Genomic DNA, 16,651 nt, shown 5'->3' with positions numbered 1-16,651 from the left:
AGGGACTTTTGGATTGTGCCCCGGTAGCCTGAGGGGAATTGTTCACTGCTAGTGGATTGCTTGAGAGGGGATTTTTAGCGACGAACGCTCTGTTTGAAATGGCCACTGTAGATGTGAATCGTCGGTCTGGGCGCGTAACCTGGGTGGCGGGGATGTCTGTGAAATGCTCAGTGATTGTGAGAAAAGTAATTAATTGCGAGACCGAAACATTAGGCTGAATTCAGTGAATCTAAAGTGAATAAAGCGCTATCATTATTGGCTTACAAGTTGTAGAATTAACTTATAAATTTGAAATCACTCAGCGACAATTGTTGGTCGAGATGGTCAACGTCGTGAAAAGTCAAACAAGCTTTGTGACAATGGCAAGTGATTTGAGGAGGACTTAACCATGTCAATTACTGAAATGTTAGGCATTCAATATCCCATTTTTTCTGGCGCAATGATGCACATTGCGACCCATGAGCTCGTCGGTGCGGTTTCTGAAGCCGGTGGTCTGGGCGTGCTAGGGTCAGCGGGCTTATCAGCTGAGCAATTGCGGACGGAGATTCGGGCCACGCAAGCAATGACGGATAAACCCTTTGGTGTCAATTTGATGTTACAGATGAAGAATTGCCCCGAATTGGCTCAAGTCATTATCGACGAGGGGGTCAAAGTCGTCACGACTGGCGCCGGCAATCCGACGTCATACATTCCACCATTGCATGCAGCGGGCATCAAGGTGATTCCGGTGATTGCATCGGTACACCATGCCCATAAGATGGTCGCAGCTGGGGCGGATGCGGTCGTTGCGGAAGGTCAAGAGTCTGGCGGTCATATTGGTCAGACATCGACAATGGCGCTATTGCCACAGGTCGTGGACGCCGTGGATATTCCAGTAGTTGGGGCTGGTGGGGTCGGTGATGGCCGTTCAGTCGCAGCGATGTTTGCCCTTGGTGCACAGGGGGTTCAGTGTGGGACGATTTTCCTGACCGCCGAAGAGTGCCCAGTCCCCGCAAGTTACAAACAACGCGTCTTGACGGCCAGTGATACTGATACGATCGTCACTGGTCGCAGTCAGCGCGATCCCGTCCGTGCGCTGCGTAACCCGATGTTGGAAGATTATTTGCAATTAGAACAAAGCAATGCGCCCGCTGAAAAGTTGCACGCCTTAGCGGATGGCTCGTTTGCCAAAGCGGTCAATGAGGGCGACATGACCCATGGGACGCCAATGGCTGGTGAAGTCGCGGGGATGTTGACGACGATTCGGCCGGTCAAGGACATTATCGCTGACCTGTTTAGTGAAGCTAACGAGGTCGCTGCGGGATTAACGATTAATTAGCGTAAATTAAAATCCGGCCGTGAATGAAAATCGCGCATGACTGTTTTTTGACAGTGATGCGCGATTTTGTTGTGCGCTGGATTTGGGTGATTACGCTGAGTTAGGCCTGTTCGTGAATCAGATTAAGCAGATATTCAACAAATATCATCGAAATCGCCTGCATATCAACAACTGAGCGATTAGAGGACTGATATCCGGGGAGGACGATGGTATGTTTAAAATAGTCCGTTAACTCGGCTTTTGAATTCATCGTAATTAAAAAGGAATTCTTAGGCAGGTTAGTGGCTGATGCCGCCAGAAAATGGTTGAAGTTCGCTTTTGTCCCACTGATTGAAAATAGGACGAGGGTTGAATCCTGACGCATCGTATTAGTGATATGTGCCGCGTTAATATAGTCGTAGGCGTATTCAGACAGCAAGCCAAGGTCCGCCAATCCCCAGAAGAGTTGTTTAGCTGGGAGCGAAGAGTAGTGAATGCCCAGCAAATAAGTCATTTGAGGATCAAGCAGTGCGGCAATCAGCTGATGAATAGTCGTTTGATCAAGGTCTTGTAACTGAGTGATGGCCGCTAAGTATTGATTGAGGAATTGACTGTTGCCACTTGTGGGGGCCTGTTTTTGCCGTTGCTGCCGTAGATAGGCAATCATTTCAAATCGAAAGTCTTTAAACCCCTGGAAGCCCAGTGATTGGCAGAATCTCAATACCGCTGAAGTTGATGTGCCAGCCCGGTCGGCCAGTTTTGTGATCGTGAAGGTCTCGGCATGTTCAGGGTATTTCAGCAAATAGGCACTGACTTTTTGTTCAGATTTTGAAAATGTGGATTGGTGTTGTTTGATACTTTCAATGATAGTCATGAGGGTACTCCTGAGTGTAATTTTAATTCAAGTGTACTCAGCACTGACAATTTTGTCAAAAAGTATTATCAAAATTATTATTGACAACAATTTTGTTGTGATGGTATGATAAATTTATCAAAACGGAATGGTAATTTTGTCAAAAAGAGGTGTACGGCAATGGACTATCAAAAGTTAGCTGCGGCCATCATTAAAAATGTCGGTGGTGAAGAAAATATCCAGATGGTGAATCATTGTATGACACGCTTACGTTTTAACTTGAAAGACGTCAGCAAAGCAGACAAGGCAGCACTAGAAGATTTGAATGGTGTGCTCGGTGTGGTATACGCCGGTGAACAATACATGGTCATTCTGGGCCAACATTTAATTCCAACGTATGAGGCAATCGTGAAGAATTACAGTGTCACAGCAGGCGCAACCGTCGATGAGAATTTGGATGATTTGTCGCAAAAGAAGGAACCATTGACTTGGAAGAACTGGGGCAGTAAATTTATCGGGTTTATTTCAGCGTCAGTGACGCCACTCATTCCTGGCTTGATTGCGGGTGGGATGTTAAAAGTGGTGCTATTACTAATTGTGACGTTTATTGATAGCGCTTACTCAAAGACGCCGTCGTATATGTTGCTGTCTGCGATTGCAGACGCGCCATTCTACTTCATGCCAATCATTGTGGCATATGGTGCGGCAAACAAATTGGGTGGCACACCGGTATATGCCATGGTTGCAACAGCTGCACTATTGCACGGCAATTACACCAGTTTGGTCACTGAAGGCGCCAAAAATGTCACGTTATTTGGCGTACATGTCAGCTTACTATCATACGGTTCAACGTTATTGCCCGCGTTGCTGATTGCGGTGGTGGCGTACTATGCAGAACAGTATTTGAATAAAATCGTTCCTGGTATCTTTCGGTCGGTCCTGGTCGGCATGGGAACAATCTTTATCGCTGGTGCACTCGGGTATTTGATTCTTGGGCCACTAGGAAATATGCTTGGACAAGTTATCGCAACTGTTTTCATGTTCTTGAACAGTACGGTTGGCCCGTTGGCGGTTGGACTATTAGCTGCGGCACTACCGTGGATGGTCATGGCGGGGATGCATACGGCCTTAGCTCCATTTATGACACAGTTACTCAGCAATCCAGGTTACGATGCCATCTTAAGACCCGCGTTTATTTTGCATAATATGTCTGAAGGTGGCGCCAACTTGGGAGTGGCAGCGCGGACTAAAAATGCGCAGTTCAGAAGTGAGTGTATCTCGTTAGCGGTGGGTTGTATCGTGGCCGGTGTGACTGAGCCAGCAATTTATGGCGTCAATTTAAAATACCGTAAACCAATGTATGGCGTGATGGCCGGGGGCTTTGTCGGTGGAATGGTCGCCAGCATTCTGGGCGCAAAAGCCTACGTGATGGGATATTCCAATTTACTCGCATTACCAATTTTCCAGCAAACTGTTTTAGCGATGGTCATCGGAATCGTCGTGGCTATCGTCACATCTGCTATCGTGACGTATGTGCTGGGAATCGATGAACAACCGGCAGCAAAAGTCACCGAACCTGTCCAAACGACCTATCCGGATGATGCCATCGTTGCTGTTAGTGATGGGGAATTATGTGATTTGAGTCAAGTCAACGATGAAACCTTTGCCAGTGGCGTGTTGGGTGATGGCGTGGCGCTGCGATTAGACAACGACTTTATCTGCGCACCAGCCAATGGGACTTTAGCAACAATGTTTCCTACCGGGCACGCGTTTGGTATCGTGACCGCAACCGGCGTTGAATTGCTCGTACACATCGGGATTGATACCGTTAATTTGAAAGGCGCTGGTTTTGATGTATTAGTTCAACAGGGTGAAACTGTTCGAGCTGGTCAACCAATTGTCCGGGTTGATCGGAGTGCGATTCAAGAGCAGGGCTATGATTTAACGACGATGTTGATTGTGACGAATGCCAATGGTCAAACGATTCAGCTGCAGCGTCAGGGTCGTGTAAAAGTTGGAACAAGATTAGATGAGGAGACGAATTGATATGACAACCAAACAATTACCAGCAGATTTTTTGTGGGGCGGGGCGACCGCTGATTTTCAATATGAAGGTGGCTTTAACGAAGGCGGCCGCGGCGTGCTATCGCATGATTATGAAACCGATGGCTCTAAAAATGCGCCCCGGCATCATACACTTCGCATGCCAGATGGTCAGTTAATTACGCCGAAGAGTTCGTTTATTCTGGCAGAAGATGTTCCAGAAGAAGCCCAACCCGTATTTTTAGATAATCAGTATTATCCAAGTCATCAGGCGGTGGATTTTTATCATCATTACAAAGAAGATATCAAGCTGATGGCTGGCATGGGCTTCAACGTCTTCCGGTTTTCCGTATGTTGGAGTCGAATTTTTCCAACCGGTGAGGAGAATGAACCGAATGCGGCCGGAATTCAGTTCTATAATGATGTAATCAATGAGATGGCGAAGTATGATATGGAACCCCTGATTACCATTTGTCACGATGAGCTACCGATGCATTTAGCGCTGAAGTATAACGGTTGGACGTCACGGCACGTGATTGATGCGTATGTCAAATATGCGAAAGCGTTGTTTGAAAATTTTGGTGACCGCTGTCGTTATTGGTTAACGTTTAATGAAATCAACGCCGTCCGTGGGTTTGGCCCAACTGGGGTTCGAAAGGCGAGCGGTCAGGATCGCTACCAAGCCGCACATAATATGTTCGTTGCTTCAGCCAAAGCGATTACGTTGGGCCACCAATTAATGCCTAAGAGTCAATTTGGTGCGATGTATGCCATGAGTGAACTTTACCCGGCCACTTGCAAGCCAGAAGATATGTTTCATCATTTGCAAGCGCGGCGAGAAAATTGGTATTTTGTTGATACGATGGGACGTGGCTACTATCCTAACTACGCTGAAGAATTGTGGCAGCGGCATGGCGTTGAGAAGCTGGAGATGGCACCGGAAGATGTGGACACGTTAAAACGTGGGCAACTTGACTATATTGCCTTTAGTTATTACCGTTCCAATACGACCAAGTCCGGCGATGACTGGTTCAACGTTGGTGGCAGCGCGAATCCTTATTTGGAAAATACACCTTGGGGCTGGCCGGTCGATCCACTGGGGCTACGCTACTGCATGAATGAAATCTATGACCGCATTCAGAAACCAATTTTTATTGTTGAAAATGGGATGGGTGCTGTTGACGAGGCGGATGCCAACGACTATGTCGAAGACGATTATCGAATCAACTATTTACGCGACCATCTATCGGCGATGGCGGATGCAATCAATATCGACCATGTACCATGTCTCGGTTACACCATGTGGGCGCCAATTGATTTGGTTTCCCTATCAACCGGTGAGATGAAGAAACGCTATGGCTTTGTGTACGTTGATATGGATGATAAGGGCCATGGAACGCTGAAACGAACACCTAAGAAGTCTTACCAGTGGATGAAAAATGTGATTGCGACTAATGGTGCGGCGCTAAGTGAATAGATAAATGGATGAATAATTTGAAGCATCTCCGTGATTGGAGGTGCTTTTTTGTTGGGGTGTGTTCACTACGCTAAAATCGGATGAGGATTCGATAGTTTCCCACAAAATTCGCCCCACAATTAAAATTTCACCCAGCGATTGATAAGGTTTTCATGTTATAATCTATCCATTAATTGAGTAATGGTGGCAGACAAAATCATGGAAGATCAGATGAACTATTATCGCTTCTCACGTGAACAGTGGAAGCAATTTTACCGTAACAATCAGCACCAAGTTCCTTTAACTGCAGCTAATTTGCATGAAATCAAGGCGTTTAATGACCGGATCAGCTTGGATGATGTCCGTGATATTTACATGCCATTCGCGCATTTATTGCAAGCTAAATATGAGCACTACTTATCATGGCGCGAGACTGAGTCGGTGTTCTTGCACCGGCAGAACCGCCAGTCCCCGTTTATTATTGGCGTCTCGGGTAGTGTGGCGGTGGGGAAAACGACGACCGCGCGACTATTAGAAATTTTATTTAAATATTTGTATCCGGACCGGCGTACCCAGTTGATTACGACGGATGGTTTTCTATATCCGAATGCCGAGTTGAAGAAAATGCAATTGATGGAACGCAAGGGCTTTCCGGAAAGCTATGACATGCCGCGGTTGATTCAATTCTTGAACGATGTGAAAAGTGGCAAACCGCTGGCCAAGGCACCCGTTTATTCGCATCAGACGTATGACATCGTCCCGAATCGCTTTGATGTGATCACGCACCCAGACATTTTGATTATCGAAGGCATCAACGTGTTGCAGCTGCCGACGAATCAGGCGATTTACATTAGTGATTTTACTGATTTTTCAGTGTATGTCGATGCGGATGCGGATTTGATTGAAGATTGGTATTTGGAACGGTTCAAAGCGCTGATGAAGACGGCGTTTCAAGATCCGTCCAACTACTTCTATCCATGGGCGATTGGCGATCCCAAGGACGCGATGGCGATGGCTGAGCGCGTCTGGGAAGAGGTTGACTTGAAAAACTTGAATGATTATATCTTACCAACGCGCAATCGTGCGGATTTAATTTTACACAAAGTCGCGCACCACGTGATTGATGCCGTGTATTTCCGCAAATATTAGCGCCTAAGAAATTTCTCATACTTGTTGACCGAACGTTTAGAAATCAGTATGATAGACCTATTGAGCATTAATTAATCCAAAGGAGTGAACAACTTGGCAAAAACGGATACCGCGTCTTTCGATTCCATTTTGGTATTGGATTTCGGTAGTCAGTACAATCAATTGATTACCCGGCGCATTCGTGATTTCGGCGTTTATTCGGAACTACTTCCGAACACGATTACCGCTGAAGAAATCAAGGCCCGTCACCCGAAAGGTATTATCTTTTCAGGTGGCCCCAACAGTGTTTACGATGATGGCGCCTTTCGGGTTGACCCGGAGATTTTCAACTTGGGCTTACCAATCTTGGGAATCTGTTACGGGATGCAACTGATGACCTACACGCTTCCGGGCGGGAAGGTTGAATCAGCTGATAACCGTGAATACGGCAAGGCAAACATCAACGTGACGAGTGACTCGGCAACCTTGTTCAAGGATACGCCAGCTGAACAGTCAGTGTGGATGAGTCATGGTGACTTGGTCACTCAAGCACCAGATGGCTTTGACGTGGTGGCAACTTCTAAGAACTGTCCAATTGCGGCAATTCAAGATGTTGACCGGAAGTTGTATGGGATTCAATTCCATGCAGAAGTTCGGAACACCGATTACGGTAATGATATTCTACGGCACTTTGCGTTTGACGTTTGCCAAGCTGAAGCCAACTGGTCAATGGATGATTTCATTGACATGCAGATTGAAAAGATCCGCGCAGAAGTTGGTGACAAGAAGGTCTTACTAGGCCTTTCTGGCGGGGTAGACTCGAGCGTGGTCGGTGTGCTCTTGCACAAGGCAATCGGCACCCAATTAACGAGTATCTTCGTGGACCACGGTTTGTTACGGAAGGGCGAAGCTGACCAAGTGATGGCGAGCCTGGAAGGTAAATTCGGCCTGAACATCATCAAAGTTGATGCCAAGGACCGTTTCCTAAGCAAACTCGCTGGTGTCAGTGATCCTGAACGGAAACGTAAGATTATTGGTAACGAATTTATCCAAGTGTTCGACGAAGAAGCCACTAAGTTACACGGGATGGAATTCCTTGCTCAAGGAACGCTCTATACCGATGTTATCGAAAGTGGGACTTCCACAGCACAAACGATCAAATCACACCATAACGTTGGTGGGTTGCCAGAAGACATGCAGTTCAAGTTGATTGAACCGCTCCGGACGCTCTTCAAGGATGAAGCACGGGAACTCGGTGAAAAGCTGGGTATGCCGTCTGACCTCGTTTGGCGTCAACCATTCCCAGGTCCCGGCCTCGGAATTCGAGTCATTGGCGAAATCACGGAAGATAAGCTAGAAATCGTTCGCGATAGCGACTTCATCTTACGCGATGAAATCAAAAAAGCCGGCTTAGACCGCGATATCTGGCAATACTTCACCGTTTTACCAGGCATCAAGTCAGTCGGTGTCATGGGCGACGGTCGGACTTACGACTACACAGTCGGTATCCGCGCCGTAACCTCAATCGACGGCATGACTGCCGACTTCGCACGGATCCCATGGGACGTCTTGCAAAAGATCTCCGTCCGGATCGTCAATGAAGTCGACCACGTCAACCGCATCGTGTATGATATAACGAGCAAACCGCCTTCGACGATCGAGTGGGAGTAGCCCCCACAGTTGTTTTTAACAAGCTAGATATTGGATTGTTTTCAATGATGCAATCCACTTTGATGGACGATAAGTTTCTTTTTCGGTAAAGAGGCTTGTCGTCCTTTTTAGTCACAATCTTGCATCTGGTTATGTGGCTTGAGCAATTTCTTAGCACGGATGAGGCTTGATTGGTCAATGATAGCGATGAATAAAGCTTTAGCTCGCAGTGGAAGTGTCCTGCATTAAAGAATGTAAATCAGTTTTTACAAAATGTCGCAGTAGTGTTTGCCGGTTTCCAGAATAATCGTTGAGTAAGAAAGGCGGTAGTATCGGTGTTTAAAGTTGAGTTTAATCATGCGGTCGAAATGAATGTTGTTCCGACGACTTCAGCAGCGGATGCGTTAAAAGAACTAATGGACTATCATCACGTGACGCAATCAGACCTTGCCATGCACATTGCCATCTCGCAAAAGCAGCTTTCGTTTATCTTGAATCGGCGTGCTTACATGAGCATTGATGTGGCACGTAAAATTGAACGTGCGACGGGTTTGAGTGCCAAGTGGCTGCTCCAACTGGATTTGAATTATCGGTTTGCTCATTATGATGCTGAAGATGATGATGGCGTGAAACGGTTTAGTTGGGCGACGTCTTAGGGTAACTGATCGTAGCGGAAGGCTGATTGTCGTTGTCCTGATAGATTGGATATGAAAAGCACATCTAGTATTTGAAGTTATTAATATTTCGATTTGGGGGATCACTTATGTGTTTAACGTTGCCATCACTAGAATTGTTGCTGAATAGAATACGAAAAGCTGAGTTACAAAATTTGGCTGAATTACTTTTGACTCAAAGGATGTTTGAAACGTTCAGCAGTAAGTCAAAAATGGTGGATTATCGGGCTGCAATTATGAAACGGGCTGGAAATAATAAGCTTGTCCGTGCAAAATTAAAACGGTATTTGTATTCACATGTGACGACGACGGCTACTGATACACGGAATTTGTTAGGGGTCAATGTCCGCTTTTTTAATAAAATTCAGAACTTAGGCTTAATATGCGCTGCCTACGCTGAGAAAAATCCTTTTGGCAGTGGTGAAGTCAAGTATTTCACGTATGCAGATATCGTGAAGTGTTATGAGAATGCAGTGTTCAAAGCGGAAAAGGCCCACTATGATGCAACGCATGCAAAAAATCAGCAACGTGCCAAGAAGGCGGCTGAAACCAAGTTCGCACAAACGAAGGCCATTATTGATAACCTGGATATTCGGGTTCAAAAGGTCAAATCAGCCAAGCTATTCAAGAATGCATTGGACAGCAAACTAAAATTTGAGACCGAAAAGTATTATGAAAGAATGCCTGAGCGCATGGATTGGGAACTCCCAACTTTGCAAGATTTGCAGAACGCTCCAGTTGCTGATCAAAATCGGTGGGTTGATAATTATATCCGGCATCAACTCACCAACTATGATGACATTGATATTGAAGGCCTGGTGGGTGTCCATCAGATGTATGCAGCGGATTTGCGTGCAAAGATGACGGCCAAAATACGACAAGTTTATCCGTTTTATCGAATGGATACGTATGTTCAGAACTACTTGGAAAGATAATTAAGGTGTTAATTTCATGGCGACAAATATTCCTTTTGACGATTATCTCGATGAACCACTCAAGGACACCGAATTTAAAGCTGATGTCGCTGCCGAATCTACTAAACTGGAAACTACTGTTGCACTGACGAATGCGCGTGAACGTGCTAGGTTGGCACAATCTGAATGGGCAGAACACGCGGATGTGCTACCGTCAACGATTGCGCGGGTTGAAATGGGCGGAATACCAGCTTTGATATGATCAGTTGGATTGCGTTTGTGCTGGGTAAGAAGCTCGAAGTTGAATTTGTTTAGTTGAATTGCTGGTCGTGTCAGTTTTCAGCGCTTTCAAGACTAGTGTAGGGACCTGGGAAGTGAGACGTTTGAAGTAAATTTGCACTTGCAAACAAAGAAGTAGAAGAAGCATTTATCCGTTTTTTACTCACTACATGCTATGAAGTGAGTAAAAAACGGATTTTTGTATTGAGACCGATTGTAATGGAATCCCAACGGAAGTAGCTGTTTTGATGAATTTAAAAAGCCTTACCCAGTAGTAAAACTACTCAGTAAGGCTTAAAAGTAACCAGTTTATGTAACCGTAACTCAATGAGTGCGGCCTGGTTTAAGTTCTAGTTATGCTTGTGGTTGGCTGAAGTGCTTTAACGTTGCTAAATATAAAGAGCCACCAATAATTGTGATAATGCCGCCGACCCAACCTAAAAATGGGATAAGTGCGATTGCACCACCGACAATGAGTAAAACGCCTGGTGCAGTATTAACGCGGTCGTCACCTTTATAATAAATTAATGCAATGATTCCGAGTGCTAAAATAGCAATTTTCAAAATAGTTAGGAAACCTGCCGCGCCAGATGTGCCTGATACTGATCCATTGGCTGCATCACTTAGGATACCACCAGCAATAAACCAGCCCCCGAATAATAAGATAATGCCGCCAACTAACCCAACAATTCCGTTAGTGAGCGCTAAATTCTTTGACTTCATGTTGAAGTTCCTCCCTTTTTTACAGCTTTTCATGTCGATCAGTTTATTGGACATAAGTTGTTAAAGTCTAACCAAAATCTGGATATTCCAGGAAAAACAGGTTTACTTTTATATGAATGAACAAGGCTCATATCGAAATTGACAATCACAATTTTCCCCATGGTCGGGTTAGACAGTCCACGGATTGCCCAGCCCAATTCTTATGTATCAGTACATGGTCTTGTTCGTGATTGATGATCGTTTAGCGAGCGCTGATCAAATCGGTTAGTGTTGAGTCGAAATTAACAGTTGAGTCATTAGTTCGGATACAATGACTGCCGAACCCGGATGGCTCTGATGGCTGAATAAAGTGCCACCACACAATCCTTGATAGCTGGTAGAGTCTTAGCGGCGCTCCCAGAAGATGATTGCCATCGCTACTCGGACCTGTTTTTGTTCTTCGGACGTCAGCGCTTTACCTTCGTACGTCATCGAATCTGCATTCGCGTCGAGAAATTCTCGTAAGTCATTCGTGACCCATTTAGGACTATCATCCTTACCAAGTAGGTAGTCGGTAGTCACATCATATAAATCCGCGATTTGCTTCAGCATGTTCGAATCAGGTTCATTGGTGCCATATTCATAATTAGCGTAGCGCTGCATGCTACTCAACCCTAATTTCCTGGCGACCTCAGTTTTCGACCAGTTGCGATTGTCGCGAAGATTGATTAGTCTTTGAATAAAGCTGTTCTGTGTGTTGTCTGACATGTCATAGTCTCCAATGAGTGTATTGTATAATATTTAAACGTAAAATTTAGTTTTTTAAATGAAAAATTTAATAGAATAATTTATTTAAATAAATTATTTAAAATATAATTTTATTCATTAAGTATAATGCATTCGGACGGTTGGAACAAAAAAATATTGGAATAAGTGCGTCAATCAAAACAGTATGGCGTATTTGAATTAGCACAGCGGCTTGATTACATTAACAACCGTTAATTTATTCCGACTTCATCTAAAGCATGTCATAACGGCCCAGTCTCTCAATCCTCCTATCTTATCAGCGACAATCCATGTGAAAATCCCAAATTCGTGGTACCCTTATAACAATCAATGGGGAGTAACAACTAGCGCTGACGCGTGCACTGACTGCGCTAGACCAACAATCGAGTGAATGAAAAGGGGACGCCATATGCAAAATTCAAAACAGAATCAAACTAATCGCGTAGTCAGTTGGTTGCTTAATGCCGCCAAATTAATTGGATTATTCGTGCTATACCAATTGGCGATGATTCCGACGATGCTACCGAGCATTATGCACAAGACGTCTGGAATTGGTGTTGTTTTATCGGCACTGGCGAGTCTCGTTTTACTGGGACTATTAATTTGGTGGCTAATTTGGTTGTATCGACGTCAAACGCCGATGGTCAGCCGATTGCCACGACCAACTCGACCAATCTGGGGTCTGGTTGGGATGTTTGCCTTATTAGAGTTCGGCAATGTGCTCTCAGGACTGGTCGTGCAACAAACGCCGGAGAACCAGGTGATCCTAGACAAGGTTTTCGCCACTAATCCGGTCCTTAATGTGATTTTGATGGCGCTGCTGGCACCAATTATTGAAGAACTGATTTTTCGCGGGTTGATGTATCGGTGGCTGTTCCCGCGTTTGACAAGCTGGGGAAGACTGGTGATTGCCGTTGCCTTTTCAAGCATCCTGTTTGCATTGGCGCACACGACGACGTTCAGTCCCGCAATTATCGCTTACTTGCCGATTGCCATCGTACTCAATCTGACGTATGTCTGGTTTAATGATATTCGTTATAGTCTGGCACTTCATATTATTAATAATTCAGTCGCCGTGATTGGGATGTTTGCGCTACTGTCTCACTAGCCTGTATTGTAAGATAATCATCGTGATGAATGAGTATTAAAAGATCGTTATTGCTTTTGGAGCAGTAGCGTTTTTTTTGACGAGTTCTTGTCGAATCATAGCTTGTCTGGCCAGACGTAAACGGCAAACAATTGGTTGTCAAAGCATGTAACAGAACTGTACAATGAACGTAAATCAATTTGGAAGTGGAGGAGCCATAGATGAAGTTATTGCAGACTAAGCATGTCACGATTAGCGTTGACAGAACCAGTTTGAGGGAGAAAATTGAGGGCTTGATTTTTTGGGGATTATTGGTCGCTTTAGTGATGTGGTGGAAAAAAGGTTCAAAATCGCAATCCTGATAAAGGCGGTCGTGTTGCGTTAATAGCGCTTGGTCATTTCAAAAACTGAAATACGCTACCAAGCCCATTCTTATCCAAGGCTTTTCGTAGTCAATTGTCACAGAAGTTGCCAAAAAATTATTGACCAGAAGCAGGTTGACCTGTCTAGCAATTTGAAATAAGCACGATTTGGAAGTTGTAACTGAACTTTTGCCGTTATTGTCAGACGAAAAATCATAAGTCGATTGCCATTCTTAAATCAAGTATCGTTCTAGTTCACAATTGTTAATTAGAACGATACTTTTATATTGTAAACTAATACCACTATTCACAACAATGTAGCTTGAAAGATATACCAGCAACTCGAATCCACAGCCATCATCTAGCCTTGATACTTAACCAAATTGTTCAAATTTAGTCATAAACGTAACCTACCAAAATAGACGCAATGGTTTATAATAATATTTATACCAACTTATTGGAGTGAGTTTATGAAAAAGAAATTGTTATATACCGGTATTACCACGGCTGCACTGTTTGTGGGGACCCAATTAGGGGTAAACAATGCACAGGCGGATACCGCAACGACGGATGATACCACGGCCAACCAAGCAACTAATACTGCTGCGACGCAGGCCAGCACGAAGACTGCCACCAATGAAAAATTAGCGACGGTCAAGCCAACTAGTCAGCAACAATATGATGCCAATGTTCAAACGGCTAAGGGGAATGTTGCGACTTCTAAACAACAGGTCGCCGATGCCCAAGCTAAGGTCACGGCAGCTCAGACACCAGTCACGGCGCAAAGCGAAACAGTTGCGGCTAGTCAGGAACGGTACGATGCTGGTAAGGCTCTGATTGATAACGCACAACAAACACTGGATGCTGACAATCAAGTTCTCGCCTAAGCTGAAGCTAAAGTTGCGACTAACCAGGCCAAGGTAACCGCCGCTGAAGCTAAAATTCCAGCCGACCAACAACAGATTGAAGCTAACAAGACTGCAATTGCGAACCAGCCGGCAACCGAACAACGCGCTCAGACAGCAAAAGCGAGTGCTGATACAGCGTTGACCCAAGCAAAAGCTGATCAAGCCACGGCACAAACGACCGTTGATAAAGCCAAGCAAGCAACCGCTGATAAACAGGCGGTCGTCGACCAAGCAACCAAGGACCAGCAAGCTGCAACGAGCAAGGTCAACCAGGCAAAAGCAGCGGTTACGACGGCGCAAACGGCAGTGACTAAGAATGCCCAAGCAATCAGTTCAACGAAGTCCGCAATTCAGAATACGACCAATGAAATTGACACTAATAATAGCGCCATCAGCGCGGCCCAGGCCAAAGTTGATGCTGCAACGGCAGCGTTAGCCGCAGCCAAGAAGCCATCGACAACGACCGAAAGTCAAAGTCAGTACAGTGCAGCGATGTTTCCACAATCGGATATTATCAGCAGCCAAACGGTGACGCTGGCTTATCCTCAAAATGGCAAGTATGTGCCGAATGTGGATAACATCAACAAGTACATGTTTGAATATATCAACGAATTGCGTGCAATCAACGGTCAACCGGCACTAAAGCAGACGACGACCTTGCAAAATAACGCAATTTCCCGTGCAGCTGCGCAAGTCGATGGCGGCTTGGATCATACGGGCTCGATTTATTCAGAAAACTTGACGCAGATGTATCCGGAATGGTATCTAAGTGACCAAGAAGTTGCTTATGCCGCTGTTATGGGCTGGTACGATGAATCTAACAATGTTGAACAGGGGTCATTTGGACACCGCATTAACCTGATCTATTCGACGGGGAATGCCGGCGTGGCAGCTAACGTAGCTAAACACGTCGCTGCCTTTGAAGTCGACAACGCTGGGATGACCAGTGAAGCCTGGGACAAGTACATTGATTTGTTCGACAACGCTCATACTTCGGCTGCGACGGGCACGAAATCTTTGCCTGCTGTCACGTTTGACTATGTTCAGACGACGCCGGCTGATCCTAAGAAGATTGCCGCTGTCAATGCCGCATTGAATGCTGCCACGACCAGTTTGACTGGTTTACAAACGACGGGTCGCTCCTTAGCTACCACGCTCGCTAAACAAAACGCCAGCTTACAAACGTTGCAAAATCAAACGAGTAGTTTGAAGGCCACGGTTGCCACTAACCAAGCAGCAGTTGCCGCCGCAATCGCACGCTTAAGTACGGCAAATACGAATCTAGCCCAGGCCCGTGCAGCTTTAGCGCCAGTTCAACAGCAACAAGCCACTGCGCAACAAAACTTAACGGCCGCAATCGCTAAAACGGTCGCAGCCCAAGCAGCTGACGACACTGCCGCTAAGAACTTAGCAAGTGCCAAGACGCTGGTTGCGGACTTGACTGCTGAAAATACCCGGTTAGCTGCCGAAATTGCAGCCTTACCAGCCGAAATTGCAGTAATGAAAGCTCAAAATGAAGTCGACGAACTACGAATTTCCATAGCTAAGGATATGTTGGCACAGGGACAAGCCCAAGTGGATGCTGCAAAAGCGCAATTAGCAGCTGGCAAGGCATTGTTGGATAGTCAAAAGGCCGATTTAGCACAACTCAATCAAGTATTGGGTGCTGCAAAGGTCGACTTGGCCGTTGCCAAGGGTGATTTGACTGCCACACAAGCTTTCTTGGCCCGGGTCGAAGCAAATAAATATATCGTTACGACGGCTGTTGCCGATGGTGTGACGGAAACTGCTGATCAAGCAACGGCAACAAGCCAGTCATCACAAACACTTGCCGTCACTGCGAACACGAGTGCTACCGCTACGGCTGACGCAAAGTCTAACGTTACGACGACTGCTTCCGTGAACAGCGCGGCGAAGACGGTTACGAAACCCGCTACCAAACCAGTAGCTGCTCAAGCGGCGGCTTTGCCACAGACGGATGAACAATCCGATGCTGGTTTAACGGTATTGGGATTATTAGCAGCCAGTGTTTCATTCTTTGGTTTCTCAAAACGGCGCAAACACGCCTAGGTATCTGCCATCAATAAGTGACAGTTGTCTCAGAATCAACAACTCTTTAAGCAGTCAAACTCGGATCTGTTCTCAGTTTGACTGTTTTTATGTTAGCTAGATTTTAAGGTTAGTGAATTAAAGGATAATCGCGATCAAACAGATAAAATATCTATTTTTCAATATTGGGTATCCGTCTAGCGCAATATTTAGTAATATATTAGTTAATACTGACGTTATTATCGATTTAATTATTTAAATAAACGAATTAAATTGGCTGATAATTGATGGAGACAAGTGCTAGCGACTGCAGATAGAGAATTGCATTTAGTAACAAATTGCGGTCGCGAGCGTTATCATATAAGCCCGCGGATGATTGGGAAATCCGTGAGACGCGATTGTACTTATACGAGGGGTAACCGGGGTTGTGAAAGGAAAGGAAACATGGGAAAAATCAGGAGCA

At 45.4% G+C, this 16,651-nt stretch carries 12 protein-coding genes and 1 pseudogene; 10 read left to right on the top strand and 3 right to left on the bottom strand.

Annotated elements, in window-relative coordinates:
- The first annotated feature begins 388 nt into the window (after positions 1-388).
- Positions 389-1,318 carry a nitronate monooxygenase gene (locus MZO40_RS11990; protein WP_105961070.1) on the top strand — a complete coding sequence of 310 codons (930 nt, stop codon included), beginning with the start codon at positions 389-391 and terminating at the stop codon, positions 1,316-1,318.
- A 100-nt stretch (positions 1,319-1,418) separates the two neighbouring features.
- Here MZO40_RS11990 and MZO40_RS11985 read toward each other — a convergent pair whose 3' ends face one another.
- The gene (locus MZO40_RS11985) at positions 1,419-2,171 is read right to left on the bottom strand and encodes a MurR/RpiR family transcriptional regulator (RefSeq protein ID WP_105961069.1); all 753 of its coding nucleotides are present in this window, start codon (positions 2,169-2,171) and stop codon (positions 1,419-1,421) included.
- A gap of 159 nt (positions 2,172-2,330) precedes the next feature.
- Here MZO40_RS11985 and MZO40_RS11980 point away from each other — a divergent pair, with 159 nt between their 5' ends.
- The 7 genes from MZO40_RS11980 to MZO40_RS11950 all read left to right on the top strand — a co-directional run bounded on the left by MZO40_RS11980 (position 2,331) and on the right by MZO40_RS11950 (position 10,277).
- Positions 2,331-4,196: a glucose PTS transporter subunit IIA gene (locus MZO40_RS11980; RefSeq protein WP_252133301.1), complete on the top strand. Its 1,866-nt coding sequence runs from the start codon at positions 2,331-2,333 to the stop codon at positions 4,194-4,196.
- Between the two features lies 1 nt (position 4,197).
- Positions 4,198-5,670 (top strand): glycoside hydrolase family 1 protein, encoded by a 1,473-nt coding sequence (locus MZO40_RS11975; RefSeq protein ID WP_105961067.1) that lies wholly within the window; start codon positions 4,198-4,200, stop codon positions 5,668-5,670.
- Between the two features lie 198 nt (positions 5,671-5,868).
- Positions 5,869-6,798 carry a type I pantothenate kinase gene (gene coaA / locus MZO40_RS11970; RefSeq protein WP_050339050.1) on the top strand — a complete coding sequence of 310 codons (930 nt, stop codon included), beginning with the start codon at positions 5,869-5,871 and terminating at the stop codon, positions 6,796-6,798.
- A gap of 93 nt (positions 6,799-6,891) precedes the next feature.
- Positions 6,892-8,448, top strand: a complete 1,557-nt coding sequence (gene guaA / locus MZO40_RS11965; protein WP_088769919.1) for a glutamine-hydrolyzing GMP synthase — start codon at positions 6,892-6,894, stop codon at positions 8,446-8,448.
- Positions 8,449-8,762: 314 nt separating this feature from the next.
- Positions 8,763-9,083 carry a helix-turn-helix transcriptional regulator gene (locus MZO40_RS11960; RefSeq protein ID WP_105961066.1) on the top strand — a complete coding sequence of 107 codons (321 nt, stop codon included), beginning with the start codon at positions 8,763-8,765 and terminating at the stop codon, positions 9,081-9,083.
- Positions 9,084-9,313: 230 nt separating this feature from the next.
- Positions 9,314-10,036 (top strand): hypothetical protein, encoded by a 723-nt coding sequence (locus MZO40_RS11955; RefSeq protein WP_133305834.1) that lies wholly within the window; start codon positions 9,314-9,316, stop codon positions 10,034-10,036.
- Between the two features lie 16 nt (positions 10,037-10,052).
- On the top strand, positions 10,053-10,277 hold the full coding sequence (locus MZO40_RS11950; protein ID WP_225367183.1) for a transcriptional regulator: 225 nt from the start codon (positions 10,053-10,055) through the stop codon (positions 10,275-10,277).
- A 371-nt stretch (positions 10,278-10,648) separates the two neighbouring features.
- On the opposite strand, the gene MZO40_RS11945 is transcribed toward MZO40_RS11950, so the two are convergent.
- Positions 10,649-11,017, bottom strand: a complete 369-nt coding sequence (locus MZO40_RS11945) for a hypothetical protein (protein ID WP_003637978.1) — start codon at positions 11,015-11,017, stop codon at positions 10,649-10,651.
- Positions 11,018-11,401: 384 nt separating this feature from the next.
- Positions 11,402-11,764: a helix-turn-helix domain-containing protein gene (locus MZO40_RS11940; protein ID WP_105961064.1), complete on the bottom strand. Its 363-nt coding sequence runs from the start codon at positions 11,762-11,764 to the stop codon at positions 11,402-11,404.
- 427 nt (positions 11,765-12,191) lie between these two features.
- On the opposite strand from MZO40_RS11940, the gene MZO40_RS11935 reads away from it, so the two are divergent.
- Positions 12,192-12,890: a CPBP family intramembrane glutamic endopeptidase gene (locus MZO40_RS11935; protein ID WP_105961063.1), complete on the top strand. Its 699-nt coding sequence runs from the start codon at positions 12,192-12,194 to the stop codon at positions 12,888-12,890.
- An 811-nt stretch (positions 12,891-13,701) separates the two neighbouring features.
- Positions 13,702-16,209: pseudogene (locus MZO40_RS11930) on the top strand (CAP domain-containing protein).
- The last annotated feature ends 442 nt before the right edge of the window (positions 16,210-16,651 follow it).

The organism is Lactiplantibacillus sp. B652 (assembly GCF_023806745.1).
GTDB lineage: Bacteria > Bacillota > Bacilli > Lactobacillales > Lactobacillaceae > Lactiplantibacillus > Lactiplantibacillus pentosus.
The sequence above is the reverse complement of the archived record's forward strand: the minus strand, read 5'-3'. Positions and strand labels throughout refer to the sequence as shown.

What these genes read in the sequence shown, in the direction of transcription:
- MZO40_RS11990 (WP_105961070.1), top strand. Translation starts at nt 389, where the DNA reads ATGTCAATTACTGAAATGTTAGGCATTCAATATCCCATTTTTTCTGGC.
- MZO40_RS11985 (WP_105961069.1), bottom strand. Translation starts at nt 2,171, where the DNA reads ATGACTATCATTGAAAGTATCAAACAACACCAATCCACATTTTCAAAA.
- MZO40_RS11980 (WP_252133301.1), top strand. Translation starts at nt 2,331, where the DNA reads ATGGACTATCAAAAGTTAGCTGCGGCCATCATTAAAAATGTCGGTGGT.
- MZO40_RS11975 (WP_105961067.1), top strand. Translation starts at nt 4,198, where the DNA reads ATGACAACCAAACAATTACCAGCAGATTTTTTGTGGGGCGGGGCGACC.
- coaA (WP_050339050.1), top strand. Translation starts at nt 5,869, where the DNA reads ATGGAAGATCAGATGAACTATTATCGCTTCTCACGTGAACAGTGGAAG.
- MZO40_RS11955 (WP_133305834.1), top strand. Translation starts at nt 9,314, where the DNA reads ATGGTGGATTATCGGGCTGCAATTATGAAACGGGCTGGAAATAATAAG.
- MZO40_RS11950 (WP_225367183.1), top strand. Translation starts at nt 10,053, where the DNA reads ATGGCGACAAATATTCCTTTTGACGATTATCTCGATGAACCACTCAAG.
- MZO40_RS11945 (WP_003637978.1), bottom strand. Translation starts at nt 11,017, where the DNA reads ATGAAGTCAAAGAATTTAGCGCTCACTAACGGAATTGTTGGGTTAGTT.
- MZO40_RS11940 (WP_105961064.1), bottom strand. Translation starts at nt 11,764, where the DNA reads ATGTCAGACAACACACAGAACAGCTTTATTCAAAGACTAATCAATCTT.
- MZO40_RS11935 (WP_105961063.1), top strand. Translation starts at nt 12,192, where the DNA reads ATGCAAAATTCAAAACAGAATCAAACTAATCGCGTAGTCAGTTGGTTG.